Here is a 19,379-nt window from a genome sequence, read left to right on the forward strand (position 1 = left end):
TAAAAGAACTATCTTTCTCCGCCTTTGTTACATGCGTTACTAATTAATTGTATACTATTGTTAATTCATTAAACAGTAGCAGTTGTAGGGTCGATACTACCCGGTTGAAAATATGGGCGCTGCGCCAACGCGGCACGCTGAAAACGCAGATAGTTTTGAAGAATAAAGTCATAAAAAATCGTCTGACCTTTTTCTTCTAAATAAAATAAAGACTTCTCCATACAACGCAGCGCTTCTTTTATATTACCTAAATAATATAAACATATTCCTTTTTGATAATATAATTCTCCCAATAAATATAATGACTCTTGCTCATATACGTTTTTAATTCCTTCATCAACAACTTTCAACCCTTCTTTAAATTTATTAGAATTTGCATAAACTACACATGTATTAAAATATATTTTTGTTTGCATCGGGCCCCATTGATCTATAGGTAGTTTTTTATACAAAGTTCTTGCTTCATCAAAATATTTAACTGCTTTACTAAATTCCTTTGTGTCCATAAAAATAGTGCCAAAATTTATTATAATACCTATGTCTTCTTCTGTAATACTCAACGTTTCCGTCTTAAGGTCTCTAGCTAATTGCAATAATTCTAAGGCTTCTTCTTTTTCATTTGTTAATTTAAAATGTAAAATAGCTCTTTTCCATAATAAAAACTTTTTATGCACTGGCTTTCTAAAAAGAGGATTTTTTAATTCTTCTCTTATGATATTCATTGCCTCAATGAAATCATAGTCGCGGATTAATTTATCAATTTTATCTTTAGTGTCCCTAATATAATTAAATCGTGGAGCTTCATGATCGTCAAAAAAATAACTTATCTTAACCCCTAATTTTATAGCTATCAAATTTAAAATTTCTGCAGTCGGTTGCATTTCATTTCTTTCAATTTTGGAAATAGCTTTTTGTGAACATATACTTTTAGCTAGTTCACTTTGGCTAACTTCATAGTATTGTCTTAGATCTTTAAGTTTTGTGCCCAAAGTCAATATTTCCATAACAACCTCCTGTTTAGTACTATAGTTCTTAAGATTTCTATTGTATCATGAATACTGGATCTTAAGGCATTTAATCACCTCTAAAGCCTGAATTCCCGGAATACACTTTTTTATTAATTGTGTAATAATATGGATAGAGCTTGATTAACTAGTCTTTAGGAGGAATGCAGTAATGTCCAAAGCGTATTTGTGTAAAATAGCAACCTTTGCCATAATGGCATCATTTGCAGTTGCTGCTGGGGATTTTCAAACTCTAGTCAACCTGCCTGGAGTAGCTTAATATCTAAGTTCTAAGCGTAAACCGTCACCCTCGACACACGTTTCACACCATTAACCAAGCTTACCCCTGTTATATTTTTGTATCCCTTGCAGTTTAGCTGGCAGGGGATTCTTTTTTATTACTTATTGCCTGACCATTTATTGGCATAGGAGGAGCGGCCATGCATCCGGACCAACATATTGCTTATTTTGTAGATCAATTTTTGTACCAGCTGGATCGTGCGGATGACCCGGCGGAGCTCTGCCAGCTCCGCGACCGCGTATTTGAACACGGGGCCCTGATTGACACGCGCATCCCTTATATTGAAATGATGGGAACGATCTGGCATAAACACCCCGCCACTATTCAGAAGGCACTTGAGGAAGAGCCTGTCTGCTACGGGCTTTTGGTTGACATGTTTGAGCATATTTCTTCGAACCAGTTTGTCTATATGCGCTGGCGCCTCCAGGAATGGGCCAGGCTTTCTGCTTGATTCGAAAAAGGGTTATATTCGGGAAAATATCGGGAAAATACTCTCCACCTATAGTTTTCGGAGGGGATAAAAAATGGCTGAGTTTACCGTGGATTCCCAAATGTACCTTCGCCCGTTTAAGGAACACGATGCTCCCGACTACCTGCAGCTCGTCGAAGCCAACCGTTCTTATTTACGGCACTGGCTTCCCTGGGTCGATAAGACACGCGAACTGCGTGACGTACTCCGCTTTTTTGAATACCGGTCCAGGCTAGCCCGCCGCGGCACCTCCTATACATTTGGTATCTGGTATGAAGGCAGGCTCGCCGGTGCGATCAGCTTCAACCACGTGTACCGGCTGACCCGGCGCACCGTTATTGGCTACTGGCTCGCCGCCCCCTTTCAGGGCAGAGGCATTATGACCCGGGCGGTACAGACATTGACTGATTATGCCTTTCAGGATATTCATCTCCGGCGTGTGGATATTTGTGTCGCTCCAAATAACCGTCCCAGCCGTTCGATTCCGGAGCGGCTCGGCTTTGAAAAATATAAATACGTGCGTAACGCTGAATGGCTGTATGATCATTACGTCGATCACGTTGTCTATACCATGCGTTCACGCTTTTGGTTTCCGGCCATTCTAGGTACCGGAATGGAGCATACAAAAACCCCGCAGTTTTAAAACTGCGGGGTTTTTGTATTAGCGCTGTTCCATACCCTCAAGAATTAAAGAGTTCACCATTTGCGGGTTGGCTTTCCCCTTCGTTTCCTTCATCACCTGGCCGACTAAGAAGCCGAGCGCTTTGTCTTTTCCGTTTTTGTAGTCTTCGATCGACTGCGGATTGTTATCCAGTATACCATCGACGACCTGCTTAAGCTCTCCTTCATCAGAGATCTGCATAAGTCCTTTGTCTTTTACGATCTGTTCCGGATCGCCGCCCTGCTCCATTACATCTGCAAAAACCTGCTTGGCAATTTTGCTTGAAATGGTGCCCTTTTCAATGAGTTCAATCAGCTTGGCGAGCGACTGCGGCGTGAGCGCGGTCTCTTCGATATCCATATCGTTGTTGTTTAAATACCCGCTTACCTCACCCATCAGCCAGTTGGCCGTGAGCTTGCTGTCCGCTCCGGCCTCAACAGTTTCCTGGAAAAAGTCTGCGATTGCCTTGGACTGCACCAGCACCGAGGCGTCGTATTCGGAAAGACCGAAGTCCTCGATATAACGCTTCTTCCGGGCGTCCGGCAGCTCGGGAATTAGTGAACGGATTCGTGATTTCCAGTCTTCATCAATATAGTAAGTGACCAGGTCCGGCTCCGGGAAGTAACGGTAATCGTCCGAACCTTCTTTGATACGCATCAGAATCGTTTCTTTTTTCGCATCATCCCACCGACGCGTTTCCTGCAGTACTTCCCCGCCGGCAAGCAGTTCTTTTTCCTGGCGCTCTTCTTCAAACGACAGCCCTTTTTGTACATTCGTAAATGAGTTCAGGTTTTTCAGCTCGGTTTTTGTGCCGAATTCCTCCTGGCCGGCCGGACGGATGGAAATATTCGCATCACAACGGAGCGATCCTTCTTCCATTTTGCAGTCGGACACGTCGGTATACTGCAGAATCGCTTTTAGTTTTTCCAGATAGGCGTAGCCTTCCTCGGGCGTTGTAATATCCGGTTCTGATACGATTTCAATCAGAGGTGTGCCGACACGGTTAAAGTCCACCAGAGAGTGGTCGCCGTCTTCGTCGTGCGTGAGCTTTCCGGCATCTTCTTCCATGTGAATACGGGTGATACCGATACGCTTCGGCCCGTTTTCTTCTGTTTCAATGTCGATCCAGCCGTTTTCCCCGATCGGCTGGTCAAACTGGGAAATTTGATATGCCTTTGGGTTATCGGGATAAAAATAGTTTTTCCGGTCGAATTTCGTTTCTGCGGCAATGTCGCAGTTCAATGCGAGCGCTGCTTTCATGGCGAAGTTAACCGCCTGCTCGTTCAAAACCGGCAGCACTCCCGGATGGCCCAGGCAGACCGGGCACGTATGCGTATTCGGAGGAGCACCAAATTCGGTTGAGCAGTTGCAGAAAATCTTTGTGTTTGTTTTTAACTCTGCATGGACTTCGAGTCCAATGATTGTTTCAAAGTTCATGGTCCTGGTTCCTCCCCTATAATTCCGGTCTGGCTTTATGGTGTTCAGTTGTCTGCTCAAAAGCGTGAGCAACTGTATAAATCGTTTCTTCAGCAAACGGCTTGGCGATAATCTGCAGGCCTACCGGCATATTGTCCGAGAAGCCGCACGGCACAGAAATCGCCGGAATGCCCGCCAGGTTTACCGGAATGGTTAGAATATCGTTGGCGTACATGGTGAGCGGGTCATCGAGCTGTTCCCCGAGTTTAAACGCAGTCGTCGGTGCCGTTGGCCCAACGATGACGTCGTAATCGGCAAATACTTTTTCGAAATCCCGGCGGATGAGCGTCCGTACCTGCTGAGCCTTTTTATAGTAGGCATCATAATAACCGGCGCTCAAAGCAAATGTTCCGAGCATGATCCGGCGCTTTACTTCTTCGCCGAAGCCTTTGCTGCGGGTTTCTTTGTACATTTCCACCAGGTCTTTCGCGTTTTCATCGCGAACACCGTAACGGACACCGTCAAAGCGGGCCAGGTTGGCTGAAGCCTCTGAAGAAGCGATTAAATAGTAGGCAGCAACTGCATATTTTGAATGCGGCAGGGAGACCTCCTCCCACACTGCACCCTGATCCTCTAAAACCTTCAGCGCTTCAAGCACCCGTTGTTTGACGCCTTCATCCACGCCTTCACCGATGTATTCAGATGGCACACCAATTTTCAGGCCCTTGACGTCCTTGCCCAGTGCCTCCAGATAATTTGGCACCTGTACATCGGCAGAGGTGGAGTCGTTCTCCGAATGGCCGGCAATCTGCTGCAATACGTAAGCATTATCCTCCACGGAGCGGGTAAGCGGCCCAATCTGATCCAGGGAAGAAGCGAAAGCAACAAGACCATACCGCGATACGCGTCCGTAGGTAGGCTTCAAGCCGACAACTCCGCAGTAGGACGCCGGCTGGCGGATGGATCCGCCCGTGTCCGACCCTAATGAAAACAGGACTTCGCCGGCTGCCACTGAGGCTGCCGAACCGCCGCTCGAACCGCCTGGAACGTACTCAGTGTTCCACGGATTTCTCGTTTCCTGCACACCGGAGTTCTCCGTCGAGGATCCCATGGCGAATTCGTCCATGTTCAGCTTCCCGACGGTTACCGTTTCTGCCTCTCCAAGCTTATCCATCACGGTCGCATTATGAACCGGGTCAAAGTTTGCAAGCAGCTGGCTCGCGCAGGTGGTCCGCAGGTCCTGGGTGATGATATTATCTTTAATACCTGCTGGCATGCCGAACAAAAATGGAACCTCACCGCCGTTTTGAATCTGCTTGTCGAGCTTTTCAGCCTGTGCGAGTGCCCGGTCTTCGTTTAACGTTAAAAACGCTTTTACATCTGTGTCTACTTCACGAATACGCGCAAATGAGGCTTCCACCAGTTCGGCGACAGTTACTTCCTGATTTTTTATCTTTGTATGTAACGACGCTACATTTTCTTCCAAAATGGACATACGTTATCTCCCTTCTTTTACTCCAGCACGGATGGTACTTTGACCTGGCCGTCTTTTTGGTCCGGAGCATTTTTCAATGCTTCCTCCCGGTCAAGCGATGGTTGAATAGTATCTTCACGCAGTACGTTGTGGATATCCAGTACGTGGGATGTCGGCTCTACGTCAGTCGTATCAAGCTCCTCGAGCTGTTCAGCAAATCCAATAATCGCATCAAGCTCTTCGGTCAGCTTTTCCAGATCCTCATCCGAAACGGAAAGTCTTGCCAGATGGGCCACGTGCTTCACGTCTTCTTTTGAAATATGAGCCATCGGTTTTTCCTCCTTTAAATGCTTCTATCGTTCTTCTGTTGTGACAATACTCTGATCATATCAAAGAAAAAGGAAAGCGGGCAACTGTGCCCACTTCCCGCGTTCACAAATTACTCATTGTAGACGTGAACGTACATATCTTCTCCCGGTTCTTTTGTAATTAACGCTTCCTGGCCGGAGGAAGAATTAATATTCACTTCAACTTCAAGCCCGTCTGGAAAAATGTCTTCTGTTTTGTCCGCCACGTGCTGAGTAAAGGCAATAATTTCTGTTTTACTGTAAAATTGAATTGGGATATCAATCGTCAGGCTGTCGAGTTCGCCGTTGACGTAATGACCTTCTCCAACCACACCGACTGTAGTTTCAAAAAAGCTGTTCACTTCGTTACTAAACTCATCAAACATTTCGGAATCCGCACGATTATTTTCCTCTGCTTCCGAGGATGGGAACAGGTAGTTTGATTCATTTAACTCATTCCAGTTTCCAGGTTCCTGTCCCGGATCAGCCATACCAGTGGCAATAAACGTTCCCGGCACGCTCGAATCCCGCGGCGCCTCCTGGAAGACGGTAAACATGATCGGCACTTCTTCAATCTGTTCCGCATTATCCCGTTTTTCGTTTCGCAGGCGCTCAGTAATTTCTCCTGCAATACGCTTGGCATCCTCAAGAGCATTTTCTTCACTGATGGATTCCTCGAGCCACGGGCCATATGTACCGTCTTCATTCTCTTCGCGGAAGTAATATGTTTCATTCATTGACAGCCCTATGACAATGCCGCCAAGTTCAAGACCATCGCTTCCCTCTTCCATATAGTTATGTTCAAGCAGATTGGACATTGTTCTTGGTTCGCCACGCTCACGTTCCTCAAACCCGTCACCTTTACTGCCGGCAAGCGGAGGATTCAGCCCCTTCGGCCTCGTTGTCGGTTCGCCGTCCTCTTCCTCGCCTTCCCGGAGCAGCCAGTTGTTTAATTCACTGCGTTCAATGATCTGGCCTTCCCGGAAGTAATAATTGTCCTGGCTGAACTCTTCCGAAGCAAGCTCCTGCATACCTATTTCCATCCGCTCAAGATCAAAGCGGTTATAAACAATGGCGTTGCTGAGCCCCCGGGATTCACCCGTTACGTATTGGCCATCGTCAGTGAGCACCGCCCGGTAGTACTCATCCAGACTTGGAATGCCGGCACTAAGCGACAAATCTTCTTCTGATTCCGGCTGGGAGTTCTCTGATTCAGATTCCCCCCCGCCAAACAACCCACACCCTGATAATGCAAACACGGAAGCAGCTATAACTAAGCCGGCTCTTTTCCGCATGATATCATTTCCTCCATTCCCGGCGTTTCCTTCCAGATGTTTTTTCTTTTGCGTCCAGAGGTTCACATTTTTTCTTTCTATTTTCTATCTTAGAAGGTATATCCGAGTGAAACAAGATACTTTTATCTTCTTTTTATTCATTTGTCTGCTCAATTAACTGCTGTTCGTCCCAGACAGTAACATTCAGCTCTCTCGCTTTTTCCAGTTTAGAGCCGGCTTCTTCTCCTGCCACTACAATATCCGTTTTGCTGCTGACGCTGCCAGTAACTTTTCCACCCAACGCCTCAATCCGTTCTTTGGCGTCCTTGCGGGTTAACTCCTGCAGCTTGCCGGTAAGAACGACTGTTTTACCGCTAAATACTGTATCGGTTGCCTGCTCCGATTTCCGCGGACCTTTATATTCCATGTTCAGTCCGAGGCGGCGCAGTTCGCCCAGCAGTGTCGAAACGTTTTCCTGTTCAAAATAACTGACGATGGAATCCGCCACCTTCTCTCCAATATCATAAATAGCAAGAAGCTGCTCTTTGTCTGCCAGTTCAAGCGCCTCCATCGTGCCGAACTCTTCTGCCAGCGTCCGTGCCGCTTTGGAGCCAACAAAACGGATGCCAAGACCAAACAGTAGGCGCTCCAGTGAATTTTCCTTAGATACTTCAATCGCTCTTAAGAGATTATCAACGGATTTTTCTCCCATACGTTCAAGCTCAAGCAGCTCATCCCGGTCGAGCTTATAAATATCTTCAATTCCTGAGACTAATTGATGCGAAAACAGCTGCTGGATCACCTTTTCTCCGAGGCCGTCGATATTCATCGCTCCACGGGAAACAAAATGAATTAACGCTTCCTGCAGCTGGGCCGGGCAGTTTGGATTCATGCAGCGAAGAGCCACCTCCTCCTCGAGACGTACAAGCTCTGATCCACAGGACGGGCACTCGTCCGGCATTTCAAATTCCCGTTCATTTCCTTCGCGGAGCTCTGTCAGCACCCGCACGACCTCCGGAATAATATCCCCGGCTTTTTTGACGACAATCTGGTCCCCGAGCCTGATCCCCTTTTCCCGGATCAGGTCTTCATTGTGAAGCGAGGCCCGCTGCACCGTCGTGCCCGCTACCTGGATCGGCGTCAGCTTTGCCGTCGGGGTCACCACGCCGGTACGTCCGACGCTTAAAATAATATCCTCGAGCGTTGTCACCTTTTCCTCTGCAGGGAATTTATAGGCCGTCGCCCAACGCGGACTTTTTGCCGTAAACCCGAGGTCCTCCCGCTGGCCCAGATCATCCACTTTAATCACGATACCATCAATTTCATAGGAGAGCCCGTTGCGATTTTCCGTCCAGTAGTCCACAAATTCCAGCACCTCTTCGATGGTCTGGCATTTTTTTGTTTCCGGGTTCACTTTGAATCCGAGCTGGTCCATAAAATCAAGCGACTCGGCATGCGTATTCACATCCAGCTCATCGTCGTTGCCGGCGCCGTAAAGAAAGATATCCAGGTTCCGCTTGGCTGCAATTTTCGGATCAAGCTGCCGGAGAGAGCCTGCAGCAGCGTTACGCGGGTTGGCAAACGGCTCTTCTCCGTTTTTCTCCTTATCTTCATTCAGGCTGAGAAATGAGCGCTCCGGCATAAATACTTCCCCGCGGACCTCAATGTCCACCGCTTCTTCAAGACGCAGAGGGATCGCCCGCACCGTTTTCAGGTTGTGGGTAATATCCTCCCCGGTCGTACCGTCACCCCGGGTGGCCCCGAGGACAAAGCGTCCGTCTTCATAGGAAAGCGACACGGCCAGCCCGTCAATTTTCAGCTCACACACGTATTCCACATTATCGCCGGTCACCTGGCGCACCCGACGGTCAAAGTCCCGTACATCCTGTTCATTGAACACGTTTCCGAGGCTCAGCATCGGAATCCGGTGCTGCACCTTGCGAAAGCCCTCCAGGGGAGCGCCCCCGACCCGGACCGTAGGAGAATCGGGAGCCTGCAGATCCGGAAAATCGTTTTCAAGCTGGATCAGCTCCTGCAGCCGTTCATCGTATTCCGCATCCGGCACGATCGGATCGTCTTTTACATAGTAATAGTAGCCGTATTTATCCAACAGCTGGCGGAGTTTTTCCACACGTTCTTCTGCTTGCTTTCTCTCCATCGGCTTCGTCCTTTCTATGCTTTTTCGATCGGGGCGAATGTGGCCATCAGCCGTTTAATTCCTTCACTTGGAAAGGCAATGTCAAGCTCCATATCATTGCCTTCACCGCGTACGCTGACCACAGTGCCGGTGCCCCATTTTTTGTGCTTCGCTTTGTCTCCGATATTCCAGGCAAGGTCACTGCCTCCGCTTGGCGTCGGTGCTTTGCTTTCACGGGGCGCAGCCGTTGCCGCCTGGCGCTTGCGTTCAAACGGGGACGCTGTTTTTCCGCCGGCAGGAGCCTGTTGCTTCTCTTCACGGCCGGAGATCAGCTCCTGTGGAAGCTCCTGGATAAACCGCGACATCGGATTCGCCTGCGTTCGTCCGTACTGCATCCGCATGGAGGCATGGGTCAGGTGAAGCTCCTGCTCGGCCCGGGTCATCCCGACATAGGCAAGCCGGCGCTCCTCCTCCATCTCTTCAGGCTCGAAAAGTGACCGGTTGTGCGGAAAGATTCCTTCTTCCATTCCAATAAGGAACACTGTCGGAAACTCCAGCCCCTTGGCGGAGTGCAGGGTCATCATTGCTACCTTGTCCCGCACGTCTGTGTCATCGTTTTCGTTCAAATCAGCCACGAGCGCCAGATCTGTTAAAAAGGAAATTAATGATTTATCCTCACTCCGTTTTTCGAACTCCTGGGCTACTGTCATAAATTCCTCCAGGTTTTCGAGGCGGCTCTGCGACTCAAGCGAACGTTCATTTTTCAGCGCTTCCCGGTATCCGGTTTTTTCTAGCAGCTCTTCGACCAGCTCGGTAACCGACAGGTAATCCTGCATCTGCATCCAGTGGTTCATCTGTTCGGCAAAGGACTGCAGTTTCTTTGTCGGGCCGGCGCCAAGACCAATCTGATCGGCCTCCTGCAGGGCATGGATGAGGGAAATGTCCTGACTCGCAGCATATTTGGTCACCTTTTCCATCGTGGAAGCCCCGATGCCGCGTTTCGGTACGTTCACAATCCGCCCAAGACTGATATCGTCGTCCGGGTTTGCAACTGTCCGCAAATAGCCGAGAAGGTCCTTGATTTCCTTACGGTCATAGAACTTGGTACCGCCGATCATGTTGTATTCGACGCCTGATTTGACAAACATTTCCTCAATTACACGGGACTGGGCGTTCGTCCGGTATAATACGGCAATATCACCGTGGCGTATGTCTTTTTTTCTCGTAATTTCTTTAATTTTGTCCACCACATAATACGCTTCGTCCCGTTCATTGGAGGCCTGGAAGTAATAGATGTTTTCTCCGTCCGGGTTCGATGTCCAAAGCGTCTTTTCTTTTCTTCCGGCATTGTTTTTAATCACTTCATTTGCCGCGCGAAGAATCGTCTTCGTCGACCGGTAATTCTGTTCGAGAAAAACAGTGACGGATTCCGGATAGTCGCGCTCAAAGGAAAGAATATTTTGTATGTCCGCCCCGCGCCATTTGTAGATGGACTGATCTGAATCCCCCACGACACAGAGATTGTGGCGCTTTGCTGCGAGCATATTCACAAGCATATACTGCGCCCGGTTGGTATCCTGGTATTCGTCCACATGAATGTACTGAAATTTCCGCTGATAAAACTGCAGCACCTCCGGCACGTCCTCAAACAGCTGGATGGTCTTCATAATAAGGTCGTCAAAGTCAAGAGCATGGTTGTTCCGGAGCCGTCGCTGGTACTCTTTATACACGTCCGCTGCAATTTCTTCGAATGGGCCTTCTGCCCTTTCTGCAAACTGCTTCGGCGTTTCAAGCACGTTTTTGTTGGATGAAATCATGCCGAGAATGGCCCGTGGCTCAAATTTTTTCGAGTCGATATTCTGATCCTTTAAAATCTGCTTGATCACAGACAACTGGTCGCTTGAATCCAGGATCGAAAAATTCCGGTTATAGCCGATCCGGTCGATATCCCGGCGGAGAATGCGGACGCACATCGAGTGGAAGGTAGACATCCAAATATCCTCAGCAACCGGACCGACAAGCTTGCCAACACGCTCCTTCATTTCCTTGGCTGCTTTATTTGTAAAAGTAATCGCAAGAATCGCGTAAGGCGGGATCATTTTTTCTCTAATTAAGTAGGCAATCCGATGGGTTAATACCCGGGTTTTTCCGCTTCCCGCTCCGGCCATGACCAAAAGCGGACCTTCTGTATGCTGGACCGCGCGTTTCTGCGGCTCGTTCATTCCGGATAACATGCGCTCAATGATTTGTCGCTGCATGATGCCACCGCCTTTCATAAGTGTTAAGGAACATATGTTCCTGTACAGTATACCGAATATTTGTGATTCACGCTACGCTCTGGCTGCCTTAACGGTCTGCACTGCTTTTTTGATATCCTCATACACAATGTCTCCGACTACAATCGTGTCGGCATAAGCAGCCATCTCCGCCGCCTGCTCCTTCGAACGAATGCCGCCGCCGTAAAAAAGCCTTGCTTCGTTTAATGTTTTACGTGCTTCCTGGACCATTCGTACGTCTCCGTACATCCCGCTGTATTCTATATAAAATATCGGAAGATGAAATAAACGGTCCGCCATCGCGGCGTATGCTTCAATATCTTCCTCCATCTGTTCTGTCTTTGCATCTGTCAATACTGCAGCCTTAGCTTCTGGATTTAAAATACAGTAGCCCTCTGCAAGCACTTCCTCCTGCTCGAGGGCCGGCCCCATCTTCTTCAGTGCCTCCTGATGCATACCGGTAATCCAGCGTACGTCCCCGGCGTTTAACACCGTTGGCACGAGATAGCAGTCAAACCCGGGCGTTACCGCCTCTATATTTGAAATTTCAAGCGCACATGCGACCGGGAATCTCCGCACCCGGGCCAGAAGGTTCAATGTATTATCAAGCGTGACTCCGTCGCTTCCTCCTACAATCACCGCGTCTGTTCCCGATTCACATATTAGTTCTAAATCTTCGTCGCTGATCGTCTTCGCTGGATCCAGCTTGAAGGCATGTTCCCATTCTGAATATGATAGCATCCTCATGTACTCCCTTTATGAAAATAGATAAGTCCGGACAGAAGGCGTCTGGTGCTTGAAGCGGCCAAACATTCCGGGCCTTTCCGCTTTTCGTTCTTCAGTCTTTCATTATACCAAATCCACCGCTGTTACTAAATAAACTTATTTGGCTGCCGCCGCAAAAAAACTCCCATCCGGCAGTCCGGCGGGAGTTTTATACGCGTCTGTCTGTTACGCTCTATTGTGAGTCCTGTTCCTGTTTTTCATTGTGCACGCGGTCGAGAGTCATCTGGTAGCTGTCGTTTCCATAATTCAGGCACCGTTTCACACGTGATATGGTGGCGGTGCTCGCACCGGTTTCCAATTCAATTTTGTGATACGTATATCCGTGCTGAAGCATTCTTGCTACTTCAAGCCGCTGGGCAAGTGATTGAATTTCATTAATTGTGCATAGATCGTCAAAAAACTCATAGCACTCATCAATATTTTTTAACGAAAGGATCGCCTGAAAGAGCTGATCGAGCTCTTTGCCCCTTAATTTGTCAATCTGCAACACACTACACTCCTTTTTGGCTACGTGACAGACGAAGGTATTTATTCATAAAGCGACGCGCAAAACAGTTTCATTCAAGCTGAAACTAGCTGATATCAGTACCTACTTTTACAGTTTAACGCATAATGGCAGGAAAGAGTACCATTTTTTTATGAACATCGTATATACCTTTTTGCGTAACCCTGATGTACGGGAGATGAGTCGCTGCAAAAAATAAGAGAGAATAAATCGGATCCTCATGCGGATAGCCCCTGGTTTTCAGCGCAGTTACCATTTCTTCATGCTCAGAAATAACCTCTTCCATCGGCTTCGAAGACATCAGGCCGAAAATATCCAGGGTAATATGCTCCACTACTTCCCCGTCCTCGACCAGAAAAATCCCGCCGTTATTCTTTATCAGTTCATGGGCGGCTTTTTCCATGTCTTCCTTGTGCTTGCCGATCATAATAATATCGCCGTTGTTATTAAAGGACGATGCAAACCCGTCCACCTTAGTCGCAAATCCCTTTAAAATCGTATTAACGCGCCAGTTCCCGTAGCGGTCAACAACCATGAAAAAGGATTCGTCATGCGTTTTCCAAAGCTCATCATTATTTGCTTCAATGCCAATGTGATAAGGCTTTAAAATCACGGAATTCATTAGTTCAATCCCCATCGGCATTGAAAAGTGAAAGTCACTGTCCTTTAATTCCCAATCAATTTCAAGCGGCGTGACCCCGTACTTCTCCCATTCAAACGGCTTCTTCGGATACAGGTTCGTTTCATCCCTGTACACCCACTGCCCTTTAGCGAGAACGGCTTCAGGCTTAGGCTCGCGCTTGTCCGACAGAATATTCAGGTGAGCCAGCCGTCCCGGGGCAATCATGCCGATTAAATTGTCGAGACCCAGGTGAACCGCCGCGTTATACGATCCCATTTCATACGCATCGATTTCAGGGACACCCTTGTCCAGGCAGATTTGAATGGTCCGGTCAATAACACCTTCCTTGTAGAAGGCAGGCGTAGATCCGTCAGTGTTTAGTGTGAAACGGCGAAAATCCGTGATTCCGGCTTCAAGCAGTCCTTCGATCATATCCGGAAGATCCGGGCGGATCGAAGAGTAGCGAAGCGAGGTAACAAGTCCTGCATCCAGTCGGCGCAGCGCTTCTTCTGCAGTCATCGCTTCATGCTCGCCGTCCACGCCGAGCAGCGCCATCTGTGTAATCGTGGATACTGATGAGCCCGGCAGGTGCCCTTCAATCGGCTTATTCAGCTCCTTAGTATACTGCATCCAGTGCAGGATTGTATCGTTACCGGTCATTACTTTAGGCCAGGAGGTCAGTTCTCCGCCCTGAACGACGAGCGGATGCTCCAGCCAGTCCTTCATGTTCGACGGCGAAAACCACCGGTCTTCCTCTTCCAACTCTGTCTGCGAATCGTACCGGGCCCACCAGAACATGGACGTAGGCAGCTCTCCAAGGTCTTCAATAGCAGAAAGTGCCTGGTACTTTTCCATATTTAAAAACAAAAACAAATTGTCGTTCACAAGGGTGGTCGTCCCGCGCACGGAGGCATATTCTGCCAGGGTCTGCGGGCTGTACAGCTGGAACGGGTGGGCGTGCGGTTCAATATAACCCGGCACCACCCATTTTTCGCTGCAATCGACGATTTCTGACCCTTCTGTTTTTTCCGGCCATTCAGGTCCGGCGTACATAATGCGGTCGTCATATATCCATATGTGCCCGCTGCTCCAGCTTTTGCGGGCACTATTTAAGTACGTTGCATCTTTTAAAATAATAGAGGGTGCTGTTTCGCCCCTCATTACGGAAAGATGCTCTCTCAATGTTGATTTGCTCCAATGATACAGCTTATTTGCCATCCAAACATCTCTCCTCCTGCACACAGTTCGTTGCCCGATTTCATTTTCCCTATCATATCACAAATGTAAACGCTTTTTTATATTTTCAGGTGACAATTTTGAAACGTTTTTCTTTTTATAACTGTTTTCATAGTTTCACAAAAATAATGAAACAGTTTTAGATAATTGTCAGAATTCACTTAAAATATTAGGGGATCTTATTGAAGAACCGATAAAACTGTACTAATATTTTTATCCTGCTTATTGTAACAGAATACTGCACCAGGGAGAAAGAAAATGACAGGAAATATAACATAAAATTCACAATCGCTTTGCAAAATTCATAAAAAAACTGCTTCTGCCGTCAGCAGAAACAGTCTCCTTGTCATTATTTCAGCGCCCGAAAACCAATGTCGGTGCGGTAAAACAAATTACCCGTATCGAGTTCCTTCATTTTTTCGTACACCTGTTTTTTCGCTTCCCCGAGGGTCGCAGCCTTTTCCGACAGCAGCAGCACCCGGCCGCCGCTGTTTACATATACACCGTTCTTTTTTTCCACTCCCGCGAAAAAAAGAAGGGGGCTTTTTGGAACCTGCTGAATAGGATGGTTCTTTTCATAGCTGCCGGGATAGCCTTTAGAGGCGGCTACTACTCCAAGTACAGCTTCTTCTGACCATACGGGCTCCGGTTTTTCCCCATCGAGGAGGGCTATCAGAAGCTCCGCCAGGTCCGATTCAAGTCGTGGAAGGACGACCTGCGCTTCTGGATCGCCGAACCTTGCATTAAATTCAATCACCTTCGGCCCGGCAGATGTCATCATCAATCCGGCATACAGGACACCGGTGAACGGTGAGCCTTCCTGCACCAGGCCGGTGGCTGCCGGCTGAAGCACTTTTTCCACCGCTTCATCGATATTTTTTTGAGTAAACTGAGGCACGGGACTATAGGCGCCCATCCCTCCAGTATTAGGCCCTTCGTCGTTATCATAGGCACGTTTATGATCCTGGGCAGCAACCATCGGCACGACCGTTTCGCCGTGGACAAAAGCCATTAAAGACAGCTCCTCGCCCTCTAAAAACTCCTCAATGACTACTTCGGCTCCCGCTTCGCCGAACTTGTTGTCCTTCAGTACTTCTTGAAGCGCCTGCACCGCTTCTGCTTCGGTCATCGCTACGGTGACCCCCTTGCCGGCAGCCAGACCGTCTGCTTTAATGACAATCGGTGCTCCCTGCCTGCGCACATAAGCTTCTGCTTCTTCGTATGCTGAAAACGAAGCATAGGCACCAGTTGGAATATGGTAGCGTTCCATGATTTCTTTTGCGTACGACTTACTTCCTTCAATCATAGCTGCTTTCTCACCCGGACCAAACACGCGCAATCCTTCATGCTCAAAGCGGTCAGCAAGTCCTGCCAACAGCGGGGCTTCCGGTCCGATAACGGTCAGCTTCACTGCCTTTTCTTTTGCGAAGGCCACCAGGCTTTCCTGATCGGTTTCCTCTATGTTTACGCATTCTGCATAATTCTCCATACCGTCATTGCCCGGAGCTGCGTATACCTGCGTTACGCTCGCACTTTTTGCAAAGGCATAAGCAAGGGCATGCTCGCGACCCCCTGCTCCTACTACTAAGACATTCATCGCCATCCTCCTGTTCAAAAGCCGTTATAGCTGTGCCTTACCGGTCTCAAATAAAAGCCCGGGGAGTGGAACCCCGGACTTTTCGGGTCTTAATGCCTGAAATGGCGCATGCCGGTAAACACCATAGTGATTCCCAATTCATTGGCGCGGTCGATGGACTCCTGGTCCCGGATTGAGCCGCCCGGCTGAACAATCGCTGAAATACCGGCTTCTCCGGCTGTTTCCACCGTATCCTGCATCGGGAAGAAGGCATCGGAGCCGAGAGCGCTGTTTGCCGCTTCCTCTCCGGCCTGGTTAATAGCAATTTCAGCCGAACCGACACGGTTCATCTGGCCGGCACCAATTCCAATCGTCTGAACATTTTTCGTCAATACGATCGCGTTGGATTTCACGTGCTTAACTACCTTCCAGGCAAGCTTCAAGTCCTCCCATTCCGCTTCTGTCGGCTCCCGTTCGGTTACCACTCGCACGTCCGCATCCAGAAAGCCTTTGGTATCCTCGTCCTGTACAAGCAGGCCGCCGTGGATGGACGTCAATTGTGAACGCGTCTCAGCAAGTCCTTCGAGCGTGACAGTCAGCAGACGGATATTTTTCTTCTGCGTCAGCAGATCAAGGGCTTCCTGCGAAAAGCTCGGAGCAATGACAATTTCAAGAAAGATCTCCTTCAGCTTTTCTGCGATGGCCTCTGTCACTTCACCGTTAAACGCAACGATTCCCCCAAATATCGAAACCGGGTCTGCGGCATACGTTTTGTCGTAGGCTTCCTCGAGCGTTTCCCCGATCGCGACTCCGCACGGATTCATGTGCTTAACGGCCACTGAGGCTGGATGCGTAAATTCACGAATCATGCTGAGGGCTGCTTCAGCATCGTTAATATTATTATAGGAAAGCTCTTTGCCGTGCAGCTGGAAGGCATTTGCAATCGAGCTGAGCGGCCCGATTGGCTCCCGGTAAAAGGCTGCCTCCTGATGAGGATTTTCGCCGTAGCGCAGATCCTGCTTTTTCTCATACGTCACGGTGTACATTTCAGGATGCTTTTCGCCGGCTTCCCGGGTTAAATAATCCGCAATTAATGCGTCATAGGAAGCAGTGTGCCGGAACACCTTGGCTGCGAGCCTTTTGTTCGTCTCCGCTGATACCGTGCCGCCATCTTTTAATTCTGTAAGCACAAGCTCATAATCATCCGGATCCACGACGACCGTAACGTCTTCGAAGTTTTTCGCTGCTGCCCTAAGCATTGTCGGACCGCCGATATCAATATTTTCAATGGCATCCTCAAACGACTTGTCCGGGTTTTCGATCGTTTTTTTGAACGGGTACAGATTTACGACTACCAGGTCAATTGGTTCGATCCCGTGCTCGTTCAGCTGGGCTGTATGGGCATCGTCGCTGCGGCGGGCAAGCAGACCGCTATGTATGTTTGGATGCAGCGTCTTCACCCGGCCGTCAAGTATTTCCGGAAATCCGGTAACGTCTGAAATACCCTTGATCTGCACACCGCTTTCCTCGAGTACGCGGCTCGTTCCTCCCGTAGAGATAATTTCAATTCCCTGTTTTTCAAGACTTTTGGCCAGGGGTACAATCCCCTCTTTATCTGACACACTAATTAATGCTCGTTTCATGAATGGTTGGCTCCCTCCGTATTGGTTTGTGCTGTTTTCAGGGGGCGGGTTATCCACTGCTGGACGATGTCCGGATAAAGCCGGTGTTCAACGGCCTGGATACCGGCGGTGAGTGTTCCGAGCGAATCCGTATCCTTTACATACAGCGGCTCCTGCGCAATAATGCTGCCGGTGTCCATGCCTTCATCGACGTAATGAACCGTGACCCCGGTCACCTTTACTCCTGCATCCCACGCCTGCCTGATGGCATCCTTTCCAGGAAAAGCCGGAAGCAGTGAAGGATGGACATTAATCATACGTCCGCCGTATTCGCTAAGCAGCGTATCGCCGATTAACCGCATATAGCCGGCAAGCACGATCCGTTCCGCCCCTTTAGCATATAATTCCTTCACGATTTCAGTTTCAAACGCCGCCTTGTTTTCGTACTCCTTCGGCGAAAAAGCGAACACCGGAATACCCTCTTCTTCGGCAAAGGCAACGACCGGAGCCTGCGGCTTATCACAGACAATCAGCACGAATTCCGCTTCGAGTCTCTCTTCCCGGGCTGCGCGGATCAATGAACGGGCGTTCGACCCAGTACCAGAGGCAAATAGGGCGAGCTTCATCAGCACGTCGCCCCCTTCACCTGCACTCCGCCGCCATCAGTTACTTCCCCGATGGCCCACGCCTCTTCCCCGGCCTGCTTCAGGGCCTGGAGTACGTTTTCTTTTTCCGCAGCCGGGACCACTGTCATTAAACCAATACCCATGTTAAAGGTGCCAAACATGTCTTCCGGAGACAAATGACCTTCGTTTTGAATGAAAGGAAAAATTTCCGGCTGCTTCCAGCTGTGGACGTCAAACATCGCACCACAGCCGTCTGGAAGCATTCTCGGCACATTTTCAAAAAAACCGCCGCCAGTAATATGAGCCATTCCTCTGGATGTGCCCAGCTGCTTAATGGCTTTCGCCGCATTTACGTAAATCCTTGTCGGCTCAAGCAGCTCTTCACCGAGCGGACGCTGAAACGGAGGAACCGTGTCATTCACCGTAAACAGGCCATCCTCAAACAATACCTTACGCACGAGGGAAAACCCGTTGCTGTGCACGCCTGAGGAAGCTACCCCGATAATCACGTCCCCGGGTTCGGCTTTGGATTCAGCCAAAATATCCGCCTTTTCTGCCGCACCAACCGCAAACCCGGCCAGGTCGTATTCTTCCTCACTGTACATTCCCGGCATCTCAGCGGTTTCTCCGCCAATGACAGCGCAGCCTGCCTGCACGCAGCCGTCTGCTACGCCTTTGACGATCTGCTCGATTTTTTCCGGATCTGCTTTTCCCAGGGCGAGATAATCCAGAAAATAGAGGGGATCGGCCCCCTGGACGGCGATATCATTTACACACATCGCCACCACGTCCTGGCCGATCGTATCGTGCTTATTCATTTGAAAAGCAAGCATTAATTTCGTGCCGACACCGTCTGTGCCTGATATGAGCACGGGCTCTTTGTAAGGAAGTCCGGAAATATCAAACATACCGCCAAAACCACCGAGAGCCCCCATCACTTCCGGGCGCCCGGTCCGGGCAATGTGCTTTTTCATCCGCTCTACCGCCTGGTATCCTGCTTCAACGTCTACACCGGCCCGCTTGTAAGCTTCAGACATCCGTAAGGCC

16 protein-coding genes are annotated in these 19,379 nt (G+C 49.0%); 2 read left to right on the forward strand and 14 right to left on the reverse strand.

The features are described from left to right. Window positions 1-68: 68 nt before the first annotated feature. Entirely contained in the window at window positions 69-1,004 is a 936-nt protein-coding gene (locus tag Q0757_RS13900; RefSeq protein WP_298788362.1) for a helix-turn-helix domain-containing protein, read from the reverse strand. Between the two features lie 440 nt (window positions 1,005-1,444). Between Q0757_RS13900 and Q0757_RS13905 the strand changes: the two genes are divergently transcribed. Further along, on the forward strand, window positions 1,445-1,756 hold the full coding sequence (locus tag Q0757_RS13905) for a hypothetical protein (protein ID WP_298788364.1): 312 nt from the start codon (window positions 1,445-1,447) through the stop codon (window positions 1,754-1,756). 73 nt (window positions 1,757-1,829) lie between these two features. Next, window positions 1,830-2,417, forward strand: a complete 588-nt coding sequence (locus Q0757_RS13910; protein ID WP_298788366.1) for a GNAT family N-acetyltransferase — start codon at window positions 1,830-1,832, stop codon at window positions 2,415-2,417. Window positions 2,418-2,435: 18 nt separating this feature from the next. On the opposite strand, the gene gatB is transcribed toward Q0757_RS13910, so the two are convergent. The 13 genes from gatB to purM form a co-directional block, all read right to left on the reverse strand. After that, a complete protein-coding gene (gatB, locus tag Q0757_RS13915) occupies window positions 2,436-3,872 on the reverse strand; it encodes an Asp-tRNA(Asn)/Glu-tRNA(Gln) amidotransferase subunit GatB (RefSeq protein WP_298788368.1) in 1,437 nt (478 codons plus the stop codon). A gap of 16 nt (window positions 3,873-3,888) precedes the next feature. Next, on the reverse strand, window positions 3,889-5,346 hold the full coding sequence (gene gatA, locus Q0757_RS13920) for an Asp-tRNA(Asn)/Glu-tRNA(Gln) amidotransferase subunit GatA (RefSeq protein ID WP_298788370.1): 1,458 nt from the start codon (window positions 5,344-5,346) through the stop codon (window positions 3,889-3,891). Between the two features lie 17 nt (window positions 5,347-5,363). Beyond that, entirely contained in the window at window positions 5,364-5,654 is a 291-nt protein-coding gene (gene gatC, locus Q0757_RS13925) for an Asp-tRNA(Asn)/Glu-tRNA(Gln) amidotransferase subunit GatC (RefSeq protein WP_298788372.1), read from the reverse strand. Window positions 5,655-5,764: 110 nt separating this feature from the next. Next, window positions 5,765-6,967 (reverse strand): CamS family sex pheromone protein, encoded by a 1,203-nt coding sequence (locus Q0757_RS13930; protein ID WP_298788374.1) that lies wholly within the window; start codon window positions 6,965-6,967, stop codon window positions 5,765-5,767. A 133-nt stretch (window positions 6,968-7,100) separates the two neighbouring features. Beyond that, window positions 7,101-9,104 carry an NAD-dependent DNA ligase LigA gene (gene ligA / locus Q0757_RS13935; RefSeq protein ID WP_298788376.1) on the reverse strand — a complete coding sequence of 668 codons (2,004 nt, stop codon included), beginning with the start codon at window positions 9,102-9,104 and terminating at the stop codon, window positions 7,101-7,103. Between the two features lie 14 nt (window positions 9,105-9,118). Next, entirely contained in the window at window positions 9,119-11,341 is a 2,223-nt protein-coding gene (pcrA, locus tag Q0757_RS13940; RefSeq protein WP_298788377.1) for a DNA helicase PcrA, read from the reverse strand. Between the two features lie 72 nt (window positions 11,342-11,413). Continuing rightward, the gene (locus tag Q0757_RS13945) at window positions 11,414-12,100 is read right to left on the reverse strand and encodes a heptaprenylglyceryl phosphate synthase (RefSeq protein ID WP_298788378.1); all 687 of its coding nucleotides are present in this window, start codon (window positions 12,098-12,100) and stop codon (window positions 11,414-11,416) included. A gap of 217 nt (window positions 12,101-12,317) precedes the next feature. Continuing rightward, window positions 12,318-12,632, reverse strand: coding sequence for a YerC/YecD family TrpR-related protein (locus Q0757_RS13950; RefSeq protein ID WP_091615863.1), 315 nt, complete (start codon window positions 12,630-12,632; stop codon window positions 12,318-12,320). 115 nt (window positions 12,633-12,747) lie between these two features. Further along, window positions 12,748-14,490, reverse strand: a complete 1,743-nt coding sequence (locus Q0757_RS13955; RefSeq protein ID WP_298788385.1) for an adenine deaminase C-terminal domain-containing protein — start codon at window positions 14,488-14,490, stop codon at window positions 12,748-12,750. A gap of 367 nt (window positions 14,491-14,857) precedes the next feature. Then, the gene (gene purD, locus Q0757_RS13960; RefSeq protein ID WP_298788387.1) at window positions 14,858-16,105 is read right to left on the reverse strand and encodes a phosphoribosylamine--glycine ligase; all 1,248 of its coding nucleotides are present in this window, start codon (window positions 16,103-16,105) and stop codon (window positions 14,858-14,860) included. A gap of 89 nt (window positions 16,106-16,194) precedes the next feature. Continuing rightward, window positions 16,195-17,727 carry a bifunctional phosphoribosylaminoimidazolecarboxamide formyltransferase/IMP cyclohydrolase gene (gene purH, locus Q0757_RS13965; RefSeq protein WP_298788388.1) on the reverse strand — a complete coding sequence of 511 codons (1,533 nt, stop codon included), beginning with the start codon at window positions 17,725-17,727 and terminating at the stop codon, window positions 16,195-16,197. Next, a complete protein-coding gene (gene purN, locus Q0757_RS13970; protein ID WP_298788477.1) occupies window positions 17,724-18,335 on the reverse strand; it encodes a phosphoribosylglycinamide formyltransferase in 612 nt (203 codons plus the stop codon). Before purN ends, purH begins: the two co-directional genes overlap by 4 nt. Then, complete coding sequence (gene purM / locus Q0757_RS13975) at window positions 18,332-19,369, reverse strand: phosphoribosylformylglycinamidine cyclo-ligase (protein ID WP_298788390.1); 1,038 nt, start codon at window positions 19,367-19,369, stop codon at window positions 18,332-18,334. Before purM ends, purN begins: the two co-directional genes overlap by 4 nt. Window positions 19,370-19,379 lie beyond the last annotated feature (10 nt).

This window comes from uncultured Marinococcus sp. (genome assembly GCF_947493875.1).
Lineage (GTDB): Bacteria > Bacillota > Bacilli > Bacillales > Marinococcaceae > Marinococcus.

What these genes read in the sequence shown, in the direction of transcription:
- Q0757_RS13900 (WP_298788362.1), bottom strand. Translation starts at nt 1,004, where the DNA reads ATGGAAATATTGACTTTGGGCACAAAACTTAAAGATCTAAGACAATAC.
- Q0757_RS13905 (WP_298788364.1), top strand. Translation starts at nt 1,445, where the DNA reads ATGCATCCGGACCAACATATTGCTTATTTTGTAGATCAATTTTTGTAC.
- Q0757_RS13910 (WP_298788366.1), top strand. Translation starts at nt 1,830, where the DNA reads ATGGCTGAGTTTACCGTGGATTCCCAAATGTACCTTCGCCCGTTTAAG.
- gatB (WP_298788368.1), bottom strand. Translation starts at nt 3,872, where the DNA reads ATGAACTTTGAAACAATCATTGGACTCGAAGTCCATGCAGAGTTAAAA.
- gatA (WP_298788370.1), bottom strand. Translation starts at nt 5,346, where the DNA reads ATGTCCATTTTGGAAGAAAATGTAGCGTCGTTACATACAAAGATAAAA.
- gatC (WP_298788372.1), bottom strand. Translation starts at nt 5,654, where the DNA reads ATGGCTCATATTTCAAAAGAAGACGTGAAGCACGTGGCCCATCTGGCA.
- Q0757_RS13930 (WP_298788374.1), bottom strand. Translation starts at nt 6,967, where the DNA reads ATGCGGAAAAGAGCCGGCTTAGTTATAGCTGCTTCCGTGTTTGCATTA.
- ligA (WP_298788376.1), bottom strand. Translation starts at nt 9,104, where the DNA reads ATGGAGAGAAAGCAAGCAGAAGAACGTGTGGAAAAACTCCGCCAGCTG.
- pcrA (WP_298788377.1), bottom strand. Translation starts at nt 11,341, where the DNA reads ATGCAGCGACAAATCATTGAGCGCATGTTATCCGGAATGAACGAGCCG.
- Q0757_RS13945 (WP_298788378.1), bottom strand. Translation starts at nt 12,100, where the DNA reads ATGCTATCATATTCAGAATGGGAACATGCCTTCAAGCTGGATCCAGCG.
- Q0757_RS13955 (WP_298788385.1), bottom strand. Translation starts at nt 14,490, where the DNA reads ATGGCAAATAAGCTGTATCATTGGAGCAAATCAACATTGAGAGAGCAT.
- purD (WP_298788387.1), bottom strand. Translation starts at nt 16,105, where the DNA reads ATGAATGTCTTAGTAGTAGGAGCAGGGGGTCGCGAGCATGCCCTTGCT.
- purH (WP_298788388.1), bottom strand. Translation starts at nt 17,727, where the DNA reads ATGAAACGAGCATTAATTAGTGTGTCAGATAAAGAGGGGATTGTACCC.
- purM (WP_298788390.1), bottom strand. Translation starts at nt 19,369, where the DNA reads ATGTCTGAAGCTTACAAGCGGGCCGGTGTAGACGTTGAAGCAGGATAC.